The sequence below is a fragment of the Arthrobacter sp. SAFR-023 genome (assembly GCF_051965295.1).
In the GTDB taxonomy this organism is placed as follows: domain Bacteria; phylum Actinomycetota; class Actinomycetes; order Actinomycetales; family Micrococcaceae; genus Arthrobacter.
This window is the reverse complement of record NZ_JBQCMF010000010.1, coordinates 21554-36532: the sequence shown is the minus strand read 5'-3', so window position 1 is coordinate 36532 and position 14979 is coordinate 21554. Positions and strand designations below refer to the sequence as shown.

Below are 14979 nucleotides of genomic sequence, written 5' to 3'. Positions count from 1 at the left end.
TGTAATTATTCTGCGCCCGCGGGTTAAACTGGCTCTTCCGTGCTAGCACGGTAAACTCACCGTCACCGGAATTCAGGCACGCCGTACCTTCCCCTGGCATTGCGGCCGTTAACCTCACCGCCACCTCCCCGCAGACGGCAGGCCACTTGGCTTCCTTAGGGTGAACGGGTCGGCGGCACAGCGCCGGCCACGTCATCCGGGAGGAACCAAAACCATGCGCAAATTCCTGACCGCAGCGGCCGCCGTCGCACTTTTCGCCGCTATGGCGAGTCCCGCCGTCGCCGCACCGGCCGCGGACGCCGGCACGCCGTCGTCGAACGCTTCAGGCACCGCCACGTCCCCCATCAAGACCAACGAGCGCAACGGCTCCTTCGACCTGCAGTCGCACCGCGGCGGCCGCGGCGAGTGGACCGAGGAATCGCTGGCCGCTTTCGCGAACTCGCTGAAGCTTGGCGTGAGCACGTTCGAACTGGACACCCACCTGACCGAGGACGGCAAGGTGATCGTCTGGCACGACGACACGACCCAGGCCAACAAGTGCGCGGACACCTTGCCGGCCACGCCGAACGACCCCGAGTTCCCATACGCGGGTGACCGGGTGGCGGAGCTGTCGCTGGCCCAGATCAAGACGCTCAACTGCGGCTACACCCAGCTGGCCGGATACCCGGAGCAGCAGGTGATCGAAGGCAACCGCATCGCCGAGCTCAAGGATGTGTTCCAGCTGGTGCGTGACTTCGGCGCCAAGAAGGTCCGCTTCAACGTGGAGACCAAGGTGGAGGACGGGCAGGCCGGCGGCGAAGGGTCCGTGGCGCTCACCAAGGCCGTGGTCACCGAGATCTACATGGCGGGGATGTCCGGCCGCACCACCGTGCAGTCGTTCGACTGGTCAACGCTGAACTACACCAGGAAGATCGCCCCGCAGCTGCCGGTTGTGTCGCTCTCCAGCGGTGACGCGTGGCTGCAGGTGGGCAAGCCCGGCGCCGCACCCGAGTTGGGCGGCATCGACATCGACGACTACGACGGCTCCCTCGCCAAGGCTGCCAAGGCCCTGGGCTACGACGTCATCTCCCCCACGTTCCGCTCGGTCACCCCGCAGATGATCGCCGAGGCCCACGAGTACGGCCTGCCCGTCATCCCGTGGACCGTGAACGCCACCGCGGACATGGCCCGGCTGATGGACCTCGGCGTGGACGGCATCATCACCGATTACCCCACCCGCCTGCGCACCCTCATGGACCAACGCGGCCTGAAGCTGCCGAAGGCGTACGCGGCTGTCTAGGTCGTTTCTTCCATCGGTTGCTCGGTAACTGTCGTTTTCAGTCCCAAAAGGGCCTTTGTGGAGCACTCGATGGGTTCTGGCATACTGCTGCGTGAACCTTGGGGGATCACTTGAAAATCGTGCTGTACATCATCTGGGCGCTGTTCGTTGCCGGCGCCGCCTACTCCATCATCCACGTGGTCAGGAAGAACAGGCAGCACGAGCAGCGAATAGCCTCTTGGCCCCGCGTGCAAGCCACGGTGACCGGCAGCCGGGCGGGCTGGAGCGGCGGCCTGGGCAACATGACGCCCGGCCGCCGCTTCTGGCCCACATATCAGTTCATCGATCCGCACGGCAGGGCGTTCACAGGGGAATCCGAGTATTCATCCGCCGGGGAGCCAGTGCCGGGCTCGCCTCTGGAGGTGGCCTACAACCCGGCCAACCCCAGCGAGTCTTTCCACATCTCCCCGGAGACGAGAGCACTGCTGGGCTGCGCGATTCCGTTCTTCGCCGTCTTTGCCGTGGTCCTCTTCTGGTTCATCGGCATCTTTCCGCTGGCCTGACAGCGGGCCGGCTTAAAGTAACTCGCAGTTGTTGTCGTTTTGAGGGCTCATAACGACAACAACTGCGAGTCAGTTGGGTAGGGGAACACTACTTCGCCGCGATGGTCCAGTCGCCGTCGGAGTTGACCTGGACGAAGCCGGGGGTGAGCTTCACGGTGCCGCTGTAGTCGCCGATCTTGTTGACGGGCAGCTCGGGAACCTCGCTGCCGAAGCCCTGCACCACGAAGTTGCCTTCGCCCTTGTTGGTGATCGCAGCCTTGTCACTGAACGCATCCCAGTAGAGAACCATGTCGCCGTGGCCGCTCACCTTGTCCGTTGAGGTGGGAACGCTGTCGATGTCCTCGATCTTGAGTGTCCACGCGGAATCGGCACTGATAGCCAGTTCGGTGGTGGCCGCCGTGCTGGTGTCCACGAGGTGCGAGCCTGCGTACGCGCCAACGGCGTTGACCAGGAGCATCTCGTGTCCGTTGGTTTCCAGGACCGTGTTGCCGCTGCAGGCCTTGCACGTGAACGTCACCACGGCGGGGACGCCCTTGAGGTCCACTGTCTTGACGGCGTCGCCGGTGCCCGTCAGCGTCTGCGCCGCCAGGTGCGGCCGGTCTTCCCCTGCAGCTGTTTCCCCGGTGGCCACCGGATCCGCCGAGGGATCCGCGGCGGCGCTCTCCGTCGTGACCGGAGCGGCGGTGACGATCGGCGGGGTGGAGGCCTGCCGGACAAGAGCGGCGGCAGTCATCCCGATGAACACGCCAATCACCAGGTTGACCACCAAAAAGACAACCGTGACCACAACGGCCACCTTCTTGAGCTGCGCATACCCTGCCAGCGGCCGGCCGTCCTTGTCCGTCTGCTTTCCGGCCAGCGTAATGACCAGATCCGCCAGCGCCCACCAGCCCAGTCCGCCCAGCGTCAGCAGCTTGGCGATGCCCGTGCCGGTCTTGCCGAGATAGAACCGGTCCACGCCCAACACGCCCAGGAGCAGCGAGAAAAGCCAGGTGACCAGGAAGGACTTCTGCGGTTCCGCCCCGTACTGCCCCGGGAAGGACCCGTACGGCCCCGGATACGCCTGCCCCGCGTTCTGCCCGTCCAACAACTGCCCGTTCGCATACTGCGGCGCCCCGTAGGTGGTGTAGTCGGAGGGCGGCGGCAGGGCTGGGCCGGGGTGGCTCATTGCGGTCCTTTCAGGGCAGGCGACGGCAGGGGTCGCCGAGGTGGCGGAGTGAGGAAAGAAGGGTGGCAGTGCGAAAGGGGTGGTGCAGTAGGGTGGTTGGTCGAGCCGGAATCCACCCGTGACAGGAACACCGCAAGAGCGGGACCTTGTGCTGGATGACACGTGGCTGGACGGCGGGCACATGGCTTCAAAAGCCCATTTTTCTTAAGGCCTCATGGCTTGCACATCTGCTGCTGTCCCCCCGGGTTGACGCTTCGGCGTCACCGCCCCCTGAAGGGATGATACAGGGCTTCCGGTGGGCGCGCGGGGACGCCACGGCGCGTCCCGGCCGACGCGCCGGAAAGATGCACGACGACGGCGCGCGTCGCCCGCCCTCGTCGCACTTCTTGTTTGTTTTTGGGCCCGCTAATCCGGCCCTACTTTGGCACGGCTCCAATCTGCTGCATCAGGCTCATGGTGTCCGTCGATCCCCAGTGTTCGGCCACTTTGCCGTCCTGCACCCGGATGATGTCGATGCCCGAGAATTCCACCGACTTGCCGGTGGCCGGCACGCCCGCGAAGTCGCCCTGATGGGTTCCCGTCAGGGTTACGTGCACGGCCTCGAGATCCCCGTCCGCGAGCGCCGGCTCGCTGGTCTTGACAGCGAGGTCCGGAAACGCGGTCCGGACAGCGTTGACGTAGAACTTCACACCTTCCTTGCCCGGCGGCTGCCCCGGAAAGCCCTCCTCGTGGTCGACGACGTCGTCCGCCACCATCTCGTCGATGAGCGCCAGATTTCCGCCGGTCAGCACCTCGTTGTAAAACCGCCTGATCAATCCTTGTCCGCCAGCCATCTCCGTCTCCTTTGAGCTTGTGGCCGTATTCGGCAGCTAGATCTTCCCACCGGCCGCTCGGCGCAACAACGGTTAATTGCTTTCCGGATTCCGGCGCCAAAAAGGGCGGTCCTTCGGGGCAGGAAAGGTCCAAAATGGGCTAAGGGGACATGGCAAGAAGATGCACGAACGAAGGGGTTTGTCATGGCCAGCTACTTTGAAATCATCGATGCCCCGGACGGCGGCTTCCGCGTCAGGCTTCTGGACGGGACGGGCGCTCTGGTGGCCGTCTCGGTGAACTACCCCACCAAAGAGGCTGCCGTGGCGGGGATTGCGTGGATCAGGGAAGTCGCCGGGACCGGACTTATCCGCGACATGAGCCGCGGCGGGCATGGCGAGGTCATCATCCCGAAGTCCAGGGCCGCCCACGCTACCGTGAGAATCCACTCCCATACGCGCTTCCCGGCCGCGGACTTAGGGGCCGGGGAACGAGGAGCTGGGGTCCGAAGGATCCGCTCGCTCTGACGGACGACAAAATGACGGGCCGACCGCGGCGTGGCGGGCTGGTCCGCAGATGCCCCTGCCCTGTGGCGGACAAGACGGCACTATCGGGACATGACTCCGGGCGGACCTCGCACTAGGGTGGATTCCACGGCTGAAGACACCCGGCCTTGGAACGCCCGTACGGAGCTGCCACCATGACCGAAGCCCTCGCCGCCACACCCGACACAACCGGCAACAGCACAGATACCAACAGCAATCCCGACGCCGGCCTCCGCCAGCTCGCCGCCGACGCCTACGGGCTCCCCCACCTTCGGGACGGCCAGCTCGCGGGCATGCGTGCCCTCGTCCAGGGCCGCGACGTCCTCGCCGTCATGCCCACCGGTTACGGCAAGTCGGCCATCTACCAGGTTGCCGCCCTGTTCATCCACGGCGGCCACGAAGCCAAGGACCCCGACGCCGCCGCGGCCAACAGCGCACGGCGCGGTCCCGCCGTCGTCGTTTCCCCGTTGATTGCCCTGCAGGAGGACCAGCTGGACGGCCTGCTGGAGGACCTCGGCGGGGCGTCCGCCGCTGCCATCAACTCCGGCCGGAAGGATTCGGAGGTGGCCGACGCGTGGGAGGCCGCCGAGCGGGGCGAGGCGGCATTCCTCTTCCTGGCCCCCGAGCAACTGGCCAAGACCGAGACCGTGGAGCGGCTGGCCGCCATGGACGTCTCGCTGTTCGTGGTGGACGAGGCCCATTGCGTCTCCTCCTGGGGGCACGACTTCCGCCCCGACTACCTGCGCCTGGGCGAGGACCGCGCGCAGCTCGGCAACCCGCCCGTCGCCGCGCTCACCGCCACCGCCTCTCCACCGGTGCGTGACGAGATCCAGCAGCGCCTGCGCATGAAGGACCCGCTGGTGCTGGTCCGCGGCTTCGACCGGCCCAACATCCGGCTCGACGTCGTCCGGCATCTCGAGGCCCGGGACAAGCGGCGCGCCGTCGTCGAGCAGGTGGCCGACTTCAAGGGTCCCGGTCTGCTGTACGCCGCCACCCGCAAGGACACCGAGACCTACGCGGCGGAACTCACGGAGCGCGGGCTGCGTGCCGCGGCGTATCACGCCGGCCGGAAGCAGAGCGAGCGCGACCAGGTCCACGAGCAGTTCCTCGACGACGAACTCGACGTTGTGGTGGCCACCACCGCGTTCGGCATGGGCATCGACAAGCCCAACGTCCGCTTCGTGATCCACGCCGACATTCCAGAGTCCCTCGACGCCTATTACCAGGAGATCGGCCGCTCCGGCCGCGACGGACAGCCCGCCTCCGCCGTCCTGCACTACCGGCCCGAGGATCTGGGCCTGCGCAAGTTCTTCGGCACGCACAAGCCGGACGAGGACGCCCTGCTCGCCGTCCTCACCGCGTTGCGCGCCGCCGACGGCCCGGTCACCCAGAAGGCACTCGCCGAGCAGACCGGCATCCCGTCGCGGCGTCTGACCGGCCTGCTCAACGAACTGCAGGAGACCCGCTCCGTGAAGGCCCTCAAGCGGGGCATCCGGCTGGACACCGACGCCAAGCTGCCCAAGGTGGTGGAACACGCCGTCGAACTCGCCGAAGCACGCCAGCGTGTGGACCGGTCCCGGATCGAGATGGCGCGCGGCTACGCGGAGACCGACGCCTGCCGGCGCCAGTTCCTGCTGGGCTACTTCGGCGAGGACCTGCCCGAGCCCTGCGGCAACTGCGACAACTGCGCGGACGGCTCGGCTTATGAGGAGGATTACGACGACGGCGCCGCGGCTGCCGCCGGCGGCGAACCGTTCCCGCTCCAGGCCGCTGTGGTGCACAAGGAGTGGGGCGCGGGAATCGTCATGCGGCACGAGGAGGACGTGATCACCGTGCTCTTCGAGCAGGAGGGCTACAAGACGCTCTCCCGCCAGGCCGTGACCGAGGGGAAGCTGCTGACGCTGGCGACCTAGGCGGTCAGCGGGCCCGGCTAGCGCGGCTGCGGATAGGAGCCAAGCTCGAACCGGTCGCCATAGATGGACCAGCTGAAAGGCGCGACGAGCTCCAGGTTGCCTGACTTCAGGAGTCCGTAGTGGATATTCTGGCGGCCGTCATGCTGGTAGTCGCCCCAGGACTTGAGAATTTTTACCCGGGCATCGACCACGCCGCTCAGGTACTTGGTTTCGTCCCCGCCCTCCGCAGGCGGCCGATTGGCGCGACGCGCCGTAGCCAGGATGCCGCCGAACGACTCGTCGTCATCCCCGGGGCCGTGGTTGACGGACACGTCGTAGTAGATCGCAAGCCCCAGCGGCCCAACGCCGTCCCGCACTGCCTCTGCCAGCGCCGGTCCCCAGTAAACGCGGTCCCGTTCCTGCTGCTGGACCCTCTGGAAGGCGGGGTCATTGGCTGCCCTCGCCCAGTCGGACACGAAGTGTGGATCCAGCAGCTCGTGGCTCAGCGCCGGCCTGCGGTTGTATTTCGCCTCCATGATGGGTCGCAGCGCCGGCACATATTTGTGCAGTGCGTTGCCGGGCGCTGCCCGTGCATAAGACTCGACGAGCGTCAGCATATCCCCCGTGCCGCTGCACCACCCGACGAGCCCGCCGGTGTAGCCACGCCCGTCATTGATGTCCTCGATGTAGCCGTACGCGGTGGTCCAGTCCGGCGTGGAATTCTCCGCAGTGGAGGTGAGCTGGAGCGCCATCTCCTTGTAGACGGGTCCAGTGATGTCCGGGCGTCCCTGGCCGTCCTTGGCGGATTTCTGGCCAAGCCGCGCCAGGAACCGTTCCAACATCAAGACCACCCGCCGCAGGCCGAAGCCGAAAGGCCGACGGTGTTGTCCCGCTGTCGGATGATCACGGTCATGATGTGCCTCGCGCTTCCGGCCAAGGTGTTGAAGTAGGGCGAATCTAGCATTTTGCCCCGCAGCCGCGACAGACCCCCTTCACGGGTGTGTAGTGAACGCGGCTCGGCACCCATCGGAAGCGTTGACACGTGACCAAATGGTCACCTATTCTGGCCGTGTGGACGCCGTATTCAAGGCCCTCGCCGACCCCATCCGCAGGGACCTGCTGGACGCGCTCTTCAACGAGGACGGACAGACCCTCAGCGCGCTGGAGGCGCGGTTCGAGATCACCCGGTTCGGCGTCATGAAGCACCTGAAGATCCTGGAAGAGGCGGGCCTCGTGGTGACCAGGCGCCGCGGCCGCGAGAAACTGCACTTCCTCAATCCGGTGCCCATCAGGCTCGTCCACGACCGCTGGGTGAGCAAATACGCAGAACCATGGGCCGCTGCGCTCAGCGACCTCAAATCCCGATTGGAAAGTCCCGTGGAAAAGATCTTCGAAATCTACATCAAGACCACTCCGGAACGGCTCTGGGAAGCCATCACGAACAGCGACATCCGCAGCAAGTACCAGTTCGGCAACACGCTGAAGTCGGACTGGACGCCGGGCTCCCGTTTCGAAATGGGCAACCCCAAAGCCGGGGCGCTCCTGGGCGAGGGTGAGAACTTGGAAGTCGATCCCCCGCGCCGGCTGGTGCAGACCATGCGCGCGCTTTGGGGCGAGGACGTCAAGGCCGAGGGGACCTCCCGCGTCACCTGGGAAATCGAGCCGGTCGGCGACGATTCGTGCCACCTCACCGTCACGCACGACCAGCTCCGCGAAGGCGCCAACGAGCAGCTCTACGGTGGCTGGCCGATGATCCTCTCGGGCCTGAAGACCTGGCTCGAGACCGGGGAAAAGCTCACCACGCCGGGCTCGCTGATGTACGGCTGAGCGCAGCGGCGCCTTGCGGGCGGGCTGAGCGCACTGGGTAGGGTTGTCTTGCACGCCCCGCCCGAAACGCTCAGGAAAGAGGCAGCATGGAAGTTCCCCCTATCGCCTGGACCCTCACGATTGCCGGGATCGTTGCGCTCCTGGTCTTCGACTTCTTCTTCCACGTCCGCAAGGCCCACACCCCGTCCCTGACGGAATCCGCCACGTGGTCGGCCATCTACGTGGGGATGGCACTCGTGTTTGGCCTCGGCGTCTGGTTCTTCGGTGGCTCCAAGATGGGCACCGAGTACTTCGCCGGCTACGTGACCGAGAAGGCCCTGTCCGTGGACAACCTCTTCGTCTTCCTGATCATCATGTCCAGTTTCAAGGTGCCGCGCGCCGACCAGCAGAAGGTGCTCCTGTTCGGCATCGTTTTCTCGCTGCTCGCCCGGACCGGCTTCATTTTCCTCGGCGCCGCGCTAATCAACAGCTTCGCCTGGGTGTTCTATATCTTCGGGCTGATCCTGCTGGTCACCGCCGGGAACCTGCTCAAGCCGGACAACCACGACGACGACACCGAAACCCTCGTGGTCCGGCTCGCCAAGAAGTTCCTGCCGGCCTCGGAGCATTTTGACGGCGACAAGCTCTTCACCGAGGTGGACGGCAAGAGGGTCCTCACGCCCATGCTCCTGGTGATGGTGGCCATCGGCGCCACGGACATTCTCTTCGCGCTGGACTCCATCCCGGCCATCTTCGGCCTGACGCAGAACGTGTTCATCGTCTTCACGGCCACCGCATTCTCGCTCATGGGCCTGCGGCAGCTGTTCTTCCTGATCGACGAGCTCCTCGACCGGCTCATCTACCTCTCCTACGGCCTCGCCGCCATCCTCGGCTTCATCGGCGTGAAGCTGATCCTGCACGCCCTGCACGAGAACAACCTGCCATTCATCAACGACGGCGAACACGTGAACGTCGTCGAAATCAGCACCAGCCTCTCGCTCAGCGTGATCCTCGGTGTACTGGCCGTCACCATCGTCGGCTCCCTCCTCAGCCCCAAGGGCAAGGCCAAGACCATGGTCTCCGGCGCCAGGCGGCACGCCACCACGTACTTGGACCTCAACTACGAGACGGACATCGCCGAGCGCGAGCGGATCTTCGACAAGCTGGTCCACGAGGAGCAGGAACTCAAGAAGCTCCCGGAGAAGTACAAGCGCCTCATCCGGAACGAGACCGAGTTCATGAACCTGATCCGCCAGGCCCACGCCGAGCACGACCAGGCACTGGAGCGCGCCGGCGAGAAGTAGGCCACCAACAGCAACGCGAGGTCACCTACCGCCCAATTCGGAGGGTTTATCGGGCTATAAGTGACCCCGCGTTGCTTTGTTGCGTTAGGTCTCCGAGGCTCCCGCAGTTCCCGCCGGGACCAGCCCGGCCAAGAGCCGGAAGCCGTGGCGGTCCACGGGCGCCGCTTTCGCCGTCAGAAGTACGACGCCGGTCCCCGCCTTTCGGTCCAGCCCCACCCAGGAGCGGAAACCGCCGGTGCCGCCGTTGTGCCACGTGACTGCGCGGCCTTTCACCTCCAGGGTCATCCAGCCGGCACCAATGCGGGCCGCCGGGCCGGCGAAGTTCGCCACGGGATCCAGCGCGGCCAGGCCCGGGGCTGATCCCTCCAGCAGCGCCTGCACCAACCGGGCCATGTCGCCGATCGAGGCACGGATTCCGCCGGCCGGAGCAACCGCTGCACCCGTCCACGGCTGCATCACCCGCCCCGAGCGGCTTCGGCCGGTGACCGCCGTCGGACGCACCTCAGCGGCAGTTGCTGGCGCGTAAACGGAGCCGACCCCGAGCGGAACGGCGAGCCGCTCGCGGAGCAGGTCCTGAAAGCCCAGACCTGCACCGGCGGCGATAGCGTGTCCCAGGAGCTCAAAGCCGAAGTTGGAGTAGCGCGGCCGCGGGGCGGAACGTCCGGCGGACAGACGCGCGTCGCGGGCCTGGTCCAGCAGCTCCGTCAGGCTTTCGCCGTAGGGATTGGTGCCGTGCAGAAGAAGGTCAAGGGTGCGCCGCAGGGTTCCCGCCTGCCGGGGCAGCCGCGGCAGGCCCGAAGAATGCCGGCTTAGCGAAACCAGTGTCACGCCGGCGGCGGGGCAGTCGCCGAGCGGCAGCCGCTCCCCCAGCCTCGTGTCCGGGCTGAGCTCGCCCCGGCTTAGGGCGTCGGAATACAGCAGCCCCGTGACTCCCTTGGAGACTGAGCCAATTTCGAAGTCAGCAGCAAGGGAGGCACCGCGGCTCGCCACGGCAACCTCCCCTGCAGAAACAGTGGCCGCAGCCACCACAGGGTGGCTGCGGCCAAACGCTTCCAGTAATTGTTGCGACAGCCCGGGGTCGCCATGGACCTCCGGGGCCGGACTGGTGTGCCCCAGCGTCAGTGCCTGTGGAGCATCTGGCGAATCTTGTCTCCGATACCCCCGGCGGTGCGGCCGCGACCCATGGAAGAGGTCCGTCCCGTGGTGTAGGGCCTGGTGCCCCGCGTGTAGCCCCTCGTGTATCCGCCGGTGGTTCCCTGCGTGGTCCGTCCGGAAATACGTCCTGCGGCATTCCTGATCATGTTGCCCAAGTTCATGATGAACTCCTTAGGTTGTGCGTCTGTTCAGGCTGCGACCGGTTTAGGACCGGTCTTTCCCGACTTTACGCGCGTACCGGAGGCATGGCTACGGCGGAGTATAAAGCGACAGCCCGCTGATCGAGCCTGCCGAGATCAAGGGCTGATCTCGGCTGTCGATAGGCTCATCCAGCGAGAATTCCCAAACGCGGGCAAGCTCGATCAGCGGTCGGCGCGCCTACCCCTGCTTAACCAGCGCGGCCTCGAGGTTGATCTTCACCTTGTCGCTGACCAGGAGCCCGCCGGCTTCCAGGGCCGCGTTCCAGGTCAGGCCGAACTCCTTGCGGCTGATCTCGGCCTCTGCAGAGAAACCTGCTCGGGTGGCACCGAACGGGTCCACAGCTACGCCGGTAAACTCGACCTCCAGCTCGACGGGCTTGGTGATGCCCTTGATGGTGAGGTCGCCGGTCAGGGTGTAATCCTCGCCGTCGCCGTCGATGTGAGTGCCCTTGAAAGTCATCTCCGGGAATTCCGCGACGTCGAAGAAGTCCGGCCCCTGCACGTGAGCGTCTCGGTTGGCGTCAGCGGAATCGAAGCTGGCGGTATTGACGGTGGCATGCAGCGACGAATCGGCCAGGGTATCCCGCACGTGAGCCTCGCCGGTTGCTTCCCGGAACCGCCCGCGGACCTTGCTGATCCCGGCATGCCGCACGCTGAAGCCGATTTCGCTGTGGGACATGTCGAGTGTCCAGATGCCGGGGGTCAGGCCTGCGGGAAGAGTCATGACGCATCTCCTTTGAGGGAAAAACCTGCTGGTCAGTGCGGTTTCAACACTGGTTTAGCTCGGCGGTGAAGTCAAGGACGAGTAGCTTCACAGGAGCCCGTGCGGGGGACCCAAAGACGCCCAGCGGAAAGCTGGCACATTCCTAGCCAATTCTCAGGAAACTTCTCTAGCCTATGAACAGGCCCACCGCGTATCCCCCATCCGAGGTGGTCCTGCCGCTAGGAGAAGCCCCGCACAACACCGTCAGGCAGTGCGGGGCTCTCTGCGTTTCAGGACGTCCTCCGCGTGGCACCGCCAGCTCACCCCGCCCGGCCAGTACGATCGATCGTTGAATCGACAACCAGCGCCACGGGAGTACACCGCCTTGCACCACGCACCGCCCCGCAGAAGGAACTGGTTTGCAGCCGGCGCCCTTGCCGCCGTCATCCTTGCCATCACCGCCTGCGGCGGCGCAATCAGCGCAACCCAGCAGCCGTCGTCGGACGCTGTTCCCGGCAGGTCAGCCGGCAACGCGCCTGGCTACGCAGTCAAAGCAGCCGACCTCCTCGCCACCCTGCCGGTCAAGGGACGCGCACCGAAAACGGGTTACGACCGGGAAGAGTTTGGACCGGCCTGGTCGGACACGGACCACAACGGCTGCGACACCCGCAACGACATCCTCGCCCGGGACCTCAAAGCCACAACCTTCAAGCCCGGAACGAAGAACTGCATCGTCCTGACCGGCTCCCTGGCAGATCCGTACACGGCCACCACCATCGCCTTCACGCGCGGCAGCAAAACCAGCAGCGCAGTCCAGATCGACCACGTCGTCGCCCTGAGCGACGCGTGGCAGAAAGGTGCCCAGCGCCTCAGCAAGGCACAGCGGACGGCCTTCGCCAACGATCCCCTCAACCTGCTGGCCGCGTCCGGCCCCGCCAACCAGCAAAAGTCCGACGGCGACGCCGCCACCTGGCTGCCGAGCAGCAAGGCCTACCGCTGCCCGTACGTCGCGCGGCAGATTTCGGTCAAGGCGAAGTACAAGCTGTGGGTGACCCAGGCCGAGCGCACCGCGATGGCCTCCGTCCTGGCCCAGTGCGGAGGGACGGTGGCCGGCAGCAAGTAACCGGCCGCGCCGAACCGGCGGCACGGTAGCCGGGAGCCCGCCAAACGGCCGATTCAGCCCTCCTCCGGCACCTCGCCCGCGAACGGGTAGTCGTCCTCGTCGCTGCCGGGCGTGCCCGCGGCCTGCTCAATGGCGTCGGCCTCGGCCGCTTCCTCGGCTGAGAGATCGGGGGCGGCGGCCGGTCCGTTGGACCTCAGCGGGGTCCGCTGCTCCAGGGCATCCGCCTCGGGAACGTCCTCGGGCAACGGCCGCTGTTCCTCGTCCCCGGACTCCCCGCCCGCCGACTGGCGCTGCTCAAACGCGTCAACGTCCGGCACTTCGAGCGGTGTTTCGTCCTGTTGGCTGTTCATGGATCTCCTCCTGTGGCTGGGCCCGTCCCTCCACGAGTCTGGCCCTACTCGCCGACGACGGCAATGGGGACCGCGTGCGGCCCATCCTCTGGGGCCGGGCCGCCCGCGTGTCCCCGCCGCCGCACCTACGTCAGCTGAGGTATCCGTTCGGGTTCAGCACGTACTTGGTGGCGGCGCCGGCGTCGAATTCGGCGTACCCCTTCGGTGCTTCGTCCAGCGGAATCGGCTTGGCGTTGACGTTCTTGGCGATGCTCACGCGGTCGTTGAGGATGGCCATCATCAGCTGCCGGTTGTACTTCATCACCGGACACTGGCCCGTGGTGAAGCTCAGCGACTTGGCCCAGCCGGTGCCGAGGCTCAGGCTCAGCGCACCCTTCTTCGCCGATTCGTCGATGCCGCCCGGGTCCCCCGTCACGTACAGCCCCGGAATACCCAGCGCGCCGCCCGCCGCCGCAATGTCCATCAGCGAATTCAGCACCGTTGCCGGCGCTTCCTGGGCGCCCTGTCCGTGGCCCTTCGCCTCGAAGCCCACGGCGTCCACGCCGCAGTCCACCTCAGGAACACCGAGGATCTGTTCGATCTGCTCCGCGGGCCCGCCCTTGGTGAGGTCCACCGTTTCGCAGCCGAAGCTGCGGGCCTGCGCCAGCCGGTCACTGTTCATGTCGCCCACAATCACTACGGCGGCACCCAGCAGATGCGCGCTCGTCGCCGCTGCCAGCCCAACAGGACCCGCCCCCGCGACATAGACGGTGGAGCCGACGCCGACCCCCGCCGATACGGCACCGTGGTAGCCAGTGGGGAAGATGTCCGAGAGCATGGCCAGGTCCAGGATCTTCTCCATCGCCTTGTCCTTGTCCGGGAACTTGAGCAGGTTCCAGTCCGCGTACGGCACGAGCACATAGTTGGCCTGGCCGCCGACCCAGCCGCCCATGTCCACGTAGCCGTAGGCGCTGCCCGGCCTGTCCGGATTCACGTTGAGGCAGATGCCGGTCTTGCGCTCCTTGCAGTTCCGGCAGCGGCCGCAGGAAATGTTAAACGGCACCGAGCAGATGTCGCCGACCTTGATGAATTCGACGCCGGGCCCCACCTCCACCACTTCACCGGTGATTTCGTGGCCCAGCACCAGGTCCGGCGGCGCCGTCGTCCGTCCTCGAACCATGTGCTGGTCCGAGCCGCAGATGTTGGTGGCCACCGTCTTGATAATCGCGCCGTGGGGCACCTTGCGCCCCACGTTGGCCGGGTTTACGCCCGGCCCGTCCTTAAGTTCAAATGTGGGGTAGTCGATATCGATGACTTCCACCTTGCCGGGTCCCTTGTAGGCAACGGCTTTGTTCCCTTCCATCTCTTTCCTCCTGGCGTCACGGACCCCTCCCTGTGAAGGGTCGGCGGTGAATTCCTGAGTGATGTGATGCGCCCTCCAGGGCATTCCCCCGGAAGACCGGACGACGCCGTCGGGCCTGACAGGTGGAGGGTCCTGCCAGTCTAGAACGCTGCCCGTACCGGGTCCATGGGGGTTGGGCGGGAAATTGAGAGCAGACACTCAGGGGTTGGGTTTTAGCAATTACATCAATTACGCAACACAATTGGGTCTTTTTGATTGGACCCATTCGGCCTACGTTGGGAAGAGCGAGCCGCCCAGCCGGGGCGTCCGGAATCTTGGAGGAATCCATGAGCACGCATGTAGCCGATTGCAGCGTTACCAACTGCTCCTTCAACGACCATTCTGAATGCAACGCCGAGGCCATCACGGTTGGCGGCACCACAGACCACGCCTCGTGTGCCACGTTCATCGACACCGGCATTCACGGCGGCCTGCCGAAGGTCCTCGCCGGCGTCGGGGCATGCCAGCGGTCGGAATGCGTCCACAACGACCACCTCATGTGCAAGGCACCGGAAGTCCACGTCGGCCCGGGCCCGGACAACGCCGACTGCCTCACCTACTCCCACAATGGACGGCAGGCCGCCCACTAATCTGCGCATTCTCTGACCTGCGCAAGCACGTGGGGTCCCCCGTTGGCGCTGCTCCTCGCTCAGCAAAGCTCCCGGTGCGGTTTGATTGTCATAGCCTCTTGCTAGATTCAAATCAGTGCACCGGGAACCGT

At 65.8% G+C, this 14979-nt stretch carries 16 protein-coding genes; 8 read left to right on the top strand and 8 right to left on the bottom strand.

Annotated features, from left to right (window positions below; all coding sequences use genetic code 11):
- The first annotated feature begins 214 nt into the window (after positions 1-214).
- Entirely contained in the window at positions 215-1279 is a 1065-nt protein-coding gene (locus tag ACTHQX_RS12040) for a glycerophosphodiester phosphodiesterase family protein (protein WP_440157934.1), read from the top strand.
- A 119-nt stretch (positions 1280-1398) separates the two neighbouring features.
- On the top strand, positions 1399-1821 hold the full coding sequence (locus ACTHQX_RS12035; protein WP_440158045.1) for a DUF3592 domain-containing protein: 423 nt from the start codon (positions 1399-1401) through the stop codon (positions 1819-1821).
- A gap of 88 nt (positions 1822-1909) precedes the next feature.
- On the opposite strand, the gene ACTHQX_RS12030 is transcribed toward ACTHQX_RS12035, so the two are convergent.
- Together ACTHQX_RS12030 and ACTHQX_RS12025 are read right to left on the bottom strand one after the other, a co-directional pair.
- Entirely contained in the window at positions 1910-2989 is a 1080-nt protein-coding gene (locus ACTHQX_RS12030) for a TM2 domain-containing protein (RefSeq protein ID WP_440157933.1), read from the bottom strand.
- 416 nt (positions 2990-3405) lie between these two features.
- Positions 3406-3822 carry an ester cyclase gene (locus tag ACTHQX_RS12025; RefSeq protein ID WP_440157932.1) on the bottom strand — a complete coding sequence of 139 codons (417 nt, stop codon included), beginning with the start codon at positions 3820-3822 and terminating at the stop codon, positions 3406-3408.
- Between the two features lie 183 nt (positions 3823-4005).
- Between ACTHQX_RS12025 and ACTHQX_RS12020 the strand changes: the two genes are divergently transcribed.
- Both ACTHQX_RS12020 and ACTHQX_RS12015 read left to right on the top strand, forming a co-directional pair.
- Positions 4006-4326: a YegP family protein gene (locus ACTHQX_RS12020; protein ID WP_440157931.1), complete on the top strand. Its 321-nt coding sequence runs from the start codon at positions 4006-4008 to the stop codon at positions 4324-4326.
- 173 nt (positions 4327-4499) lie between these two features.
- Positions 4500-6257 carry a RecQ family ATP-dependent DNA helicase gene (locus tag ACTHQX_RS12015; RefSeq protein WP_440157930.1) on the top strand — a complete coding sequence of 586 codons (1758 nt, stop codon included), beginning with the start codon at positions 4500-4502 and terminating at the stop codon, positions 6255-6257.
- 17 nt (positions 6258-6274) lie between these two features.
- Here the strand turns inward: ACTHQX_RS12015 and ACTHQX_RS12010 are convergent, their stop codons facing one another.
- Positions 6275-7078, bottom strand: a complete 804-nt coding sequence (locus ACTHQX_RS12010) for a chitosanase (protein WP_440157929.1) — start codon at positions 7076-7078, stop codon at positions 6275-6277.
- A gap of 229 nt (positions 7079-7307) precedes the next feature.
- On the opposite strand from ACTHQX_RS12010, the gene ACTHQX_RS12005 reads away from it, so the two are divergent.
- Positions 7308-8063 carry an ArsR/SmtB family transcription factor gene (locus tag ACTHQX_RS12005; RefSeq protein ID WP_440157928.1) on the top strand — a complete coding sequence of 252 codons (756 nt, stop codon included), beginning with the start codon at positions 7308-7310 and terminating at the stop codon, positions 8061-8063.
- Positions 8064-8149: 86 nt separating this feature from the next.
- Positions 8150-9346: a TerC family protein gene (locus ACTHQX_RS12000; RefSeq protein WP_440157927.1), complete on the top strand. Its 1197-nt coding sequence runs from the start codon at positions 8150-8152 to the stop codon at positions 9344-9346.
- Positions 9347-9430: 84 nt separating this feature from the next.
- Here ACTHQX_RS12000 and ACTHQX_RS11995 read toward each other — a convergent pair whose 3' ends face one another.
- The 3 genes from ACTHQX_RS11995 to ACTHQX_RS11985 form a co-directional block, all read right to left on the bottom strand.
- On the bottom strand, positions 9431-10402 hold the full coding sequence (locus ACTHQX_RS11995; RefSeq protein WP_440158044.1) for a serine hydrolase domain-containing protein: 972 nt from the start codon (positions 10400-10402) through the stop codon (positions 9431-9433).
- Between the two features lie 62 nt (positions 10403-10464).
- Complete coding sequence (locus tag ACTHQX_RS11990; RefSeq protein ID WP_236807368.1) at positions 10465-10662, bottom strand: hypothetical protein; 198 nt, start codon at positions 10660-10662, stop codon at positions 10465-10467.
- Positions 10663-10879: 217 nt separating this feature from the next.
- Positions 10880-11425, bottom strand: coding sequence for a YceI family protein (locus ACTHQX_RS11985; protein WP_440157926.1), 546 nt, complete (start codon positions 11423-11425; stop codon positions 10880-10882).
- Positions 11426-11753: 328 nt separating this feature from the next.
- Here ACTHQX_RS11985 and ACTHQX_RS11980 point away from each other — a divergent pair, with 328 nt between their 5' ends.
- Positions 11754-12527: an HNH endonuclease family protein gene (locus tag ACTHQX_RS11980; protein WP_440157925.1), complete on the top strand. Its 774-nt coding sequence runs from the start codon at positions 11754-11756 to the stop codon at positions 12525-12527.
- 53 nt (positions 12528-12580) lie between these two features.
- Here the strand turns inward: ACTHQX_RS11980 and ACTHQX_RS11975 are convergent, their stop codons facing one another.
- Both ACTHQX_RS11975 and fdhA read right to left on the bottom strand, forming a co-directional pair.
- Positions 12581-12877, bottom strand: a complete 297-nt coding sequence (locus ACTHQX_RS11975) for a hypothetical protein (RefSeq protein ID WP_440157924.1) — start codon at positions 12875-12877, stop codon at positions 12581-12583.
- 130 nt (positions 12878-13007) lie between these two features.
- Positions 13008-14219 carry a formaldehyde dehydrogenase, glutathione-independent gene (gene fdhA, locus ACTHQX_RS11970; RefSeq protein ID WP_440157923.1) on the bottom strand — a complete coding sequence of 404 codons (1212 nt, stop codon included), beginning with the start codon at positions 14217-14219 and terminating at the stop codon, positions 13008-13010.
- 326 nt (positions 14220-14545) lie between these two features.
- On the opposite strand from fdhA, the gene ACTHQX_RS11965 reads away from it, so the two are divergent.
- The gene (locus tag ACTHQX_RS11965) at positions 14546-14848 is read left to right on the top strand and encodes a DUF1540 domain-containing protein (RefSeq protein WP_236807341.1); all 303 of its coding nucleotides are present in this window, start codon (positions 14546-14548) and stop codon (positions 14846-14848) included.
- Positions 14849-14979: the final 131 nt, after the last annotated feature.

What these genes read in the sequence shown, in the direction of transcription:
- ACTHQX_RS12015 (WP_440157930.1), top strand. Translation starts at nt 4,500, where the DNA reads ATGACCGAAGCCCTCGCCGCCACACCCGACACAACCGGCAACAGCACA.
- ACTHQX_RS11965 (WP_236807341.1), top strand. Translation starts at nt 14,546, where the DNA reads ATGAGCACGCATGTAGCCGATTGCAGCGTTACCAACTGCTCCTTCAAC.
- ACTHQX_RS12020 (WP_440157931.1), top strand. Translation starts at nt 4,006, where the DNA reads ATGGCCAGCTACTTTGAAATCATCGATGCCCCGGACGGCGGCTTCCGC.
- ACTHQX_RS11975 (WP_440157924.1), bottom strand. Translation starts at nt 12,877, where the DNA reads ATGAACAGCCAACAGGACGAAACACCGCTCGAAGTGCCGGACGTTGAC.
- ACTHQX_RS12010 (WP_440157929.1), bottom strand. Translation starts at nt 7,078, where the DNA reads ATGTTGGAACGGTTCCTGGCGCGGCTTGGCCAGAAATCCGCCAAGGAC.
- ACTHQX_RS11985 (WP_440157926.1), bottom strand. Translation starts at nt 11,425, where the DNA reads ATGACTCTTCCCGCAGGCCTGACCCCCGGCATCTGGACACTCGACATG.
- ACTHQX_RS12025 (WP_440157932.1), bottom strand. Translation starts at nt 3,822, where the DNA reads ATGGCTGGCGGACAAGGATTGATCAGGCGGTTTTACAACGAGGTGCTG.
- ACTHQX_RS11990 (WP_236807368.1), bottom strand. Translation starts at nt 10,662, where the DNA reads ATGAACTTGGGCAACATGATCAGGAATGCCGCAGGACGTATTTCCGGA.
- fdhA (WP_440157923.1), bottom strand. Translation starts at nt 14,219, where the DNA reads ATGGAAGGGAACAAAGCCGTTGCCTACAAGGGACCCGGCAAGGTGGAA.
- ACTHQX_RS12040 (WP_440157934.1), top strand. Translation starts at nt 215, where the DNA reads ATGCGCAAATTCCTGACCGCAGCGGCCGCCGTCGCACTTTTCGCCGCT.
- ACTHQX_RS12000 (WP_440157927.1), top strand. Translation starts at nt 8,150, where the DNA reads ATGGAAGTTCCCCCTATCGCCTGGACCCTCACGATTGCCGGGATCGTT.
- ACTHQX_RS12030 (WP_440157933.1), bottom strand. Translation starts at nt 2,989, where the DNA reads ATGAGCCACCCCGGCCCAGCCCTGCCGCCGCCCTCCGACTACACCACC.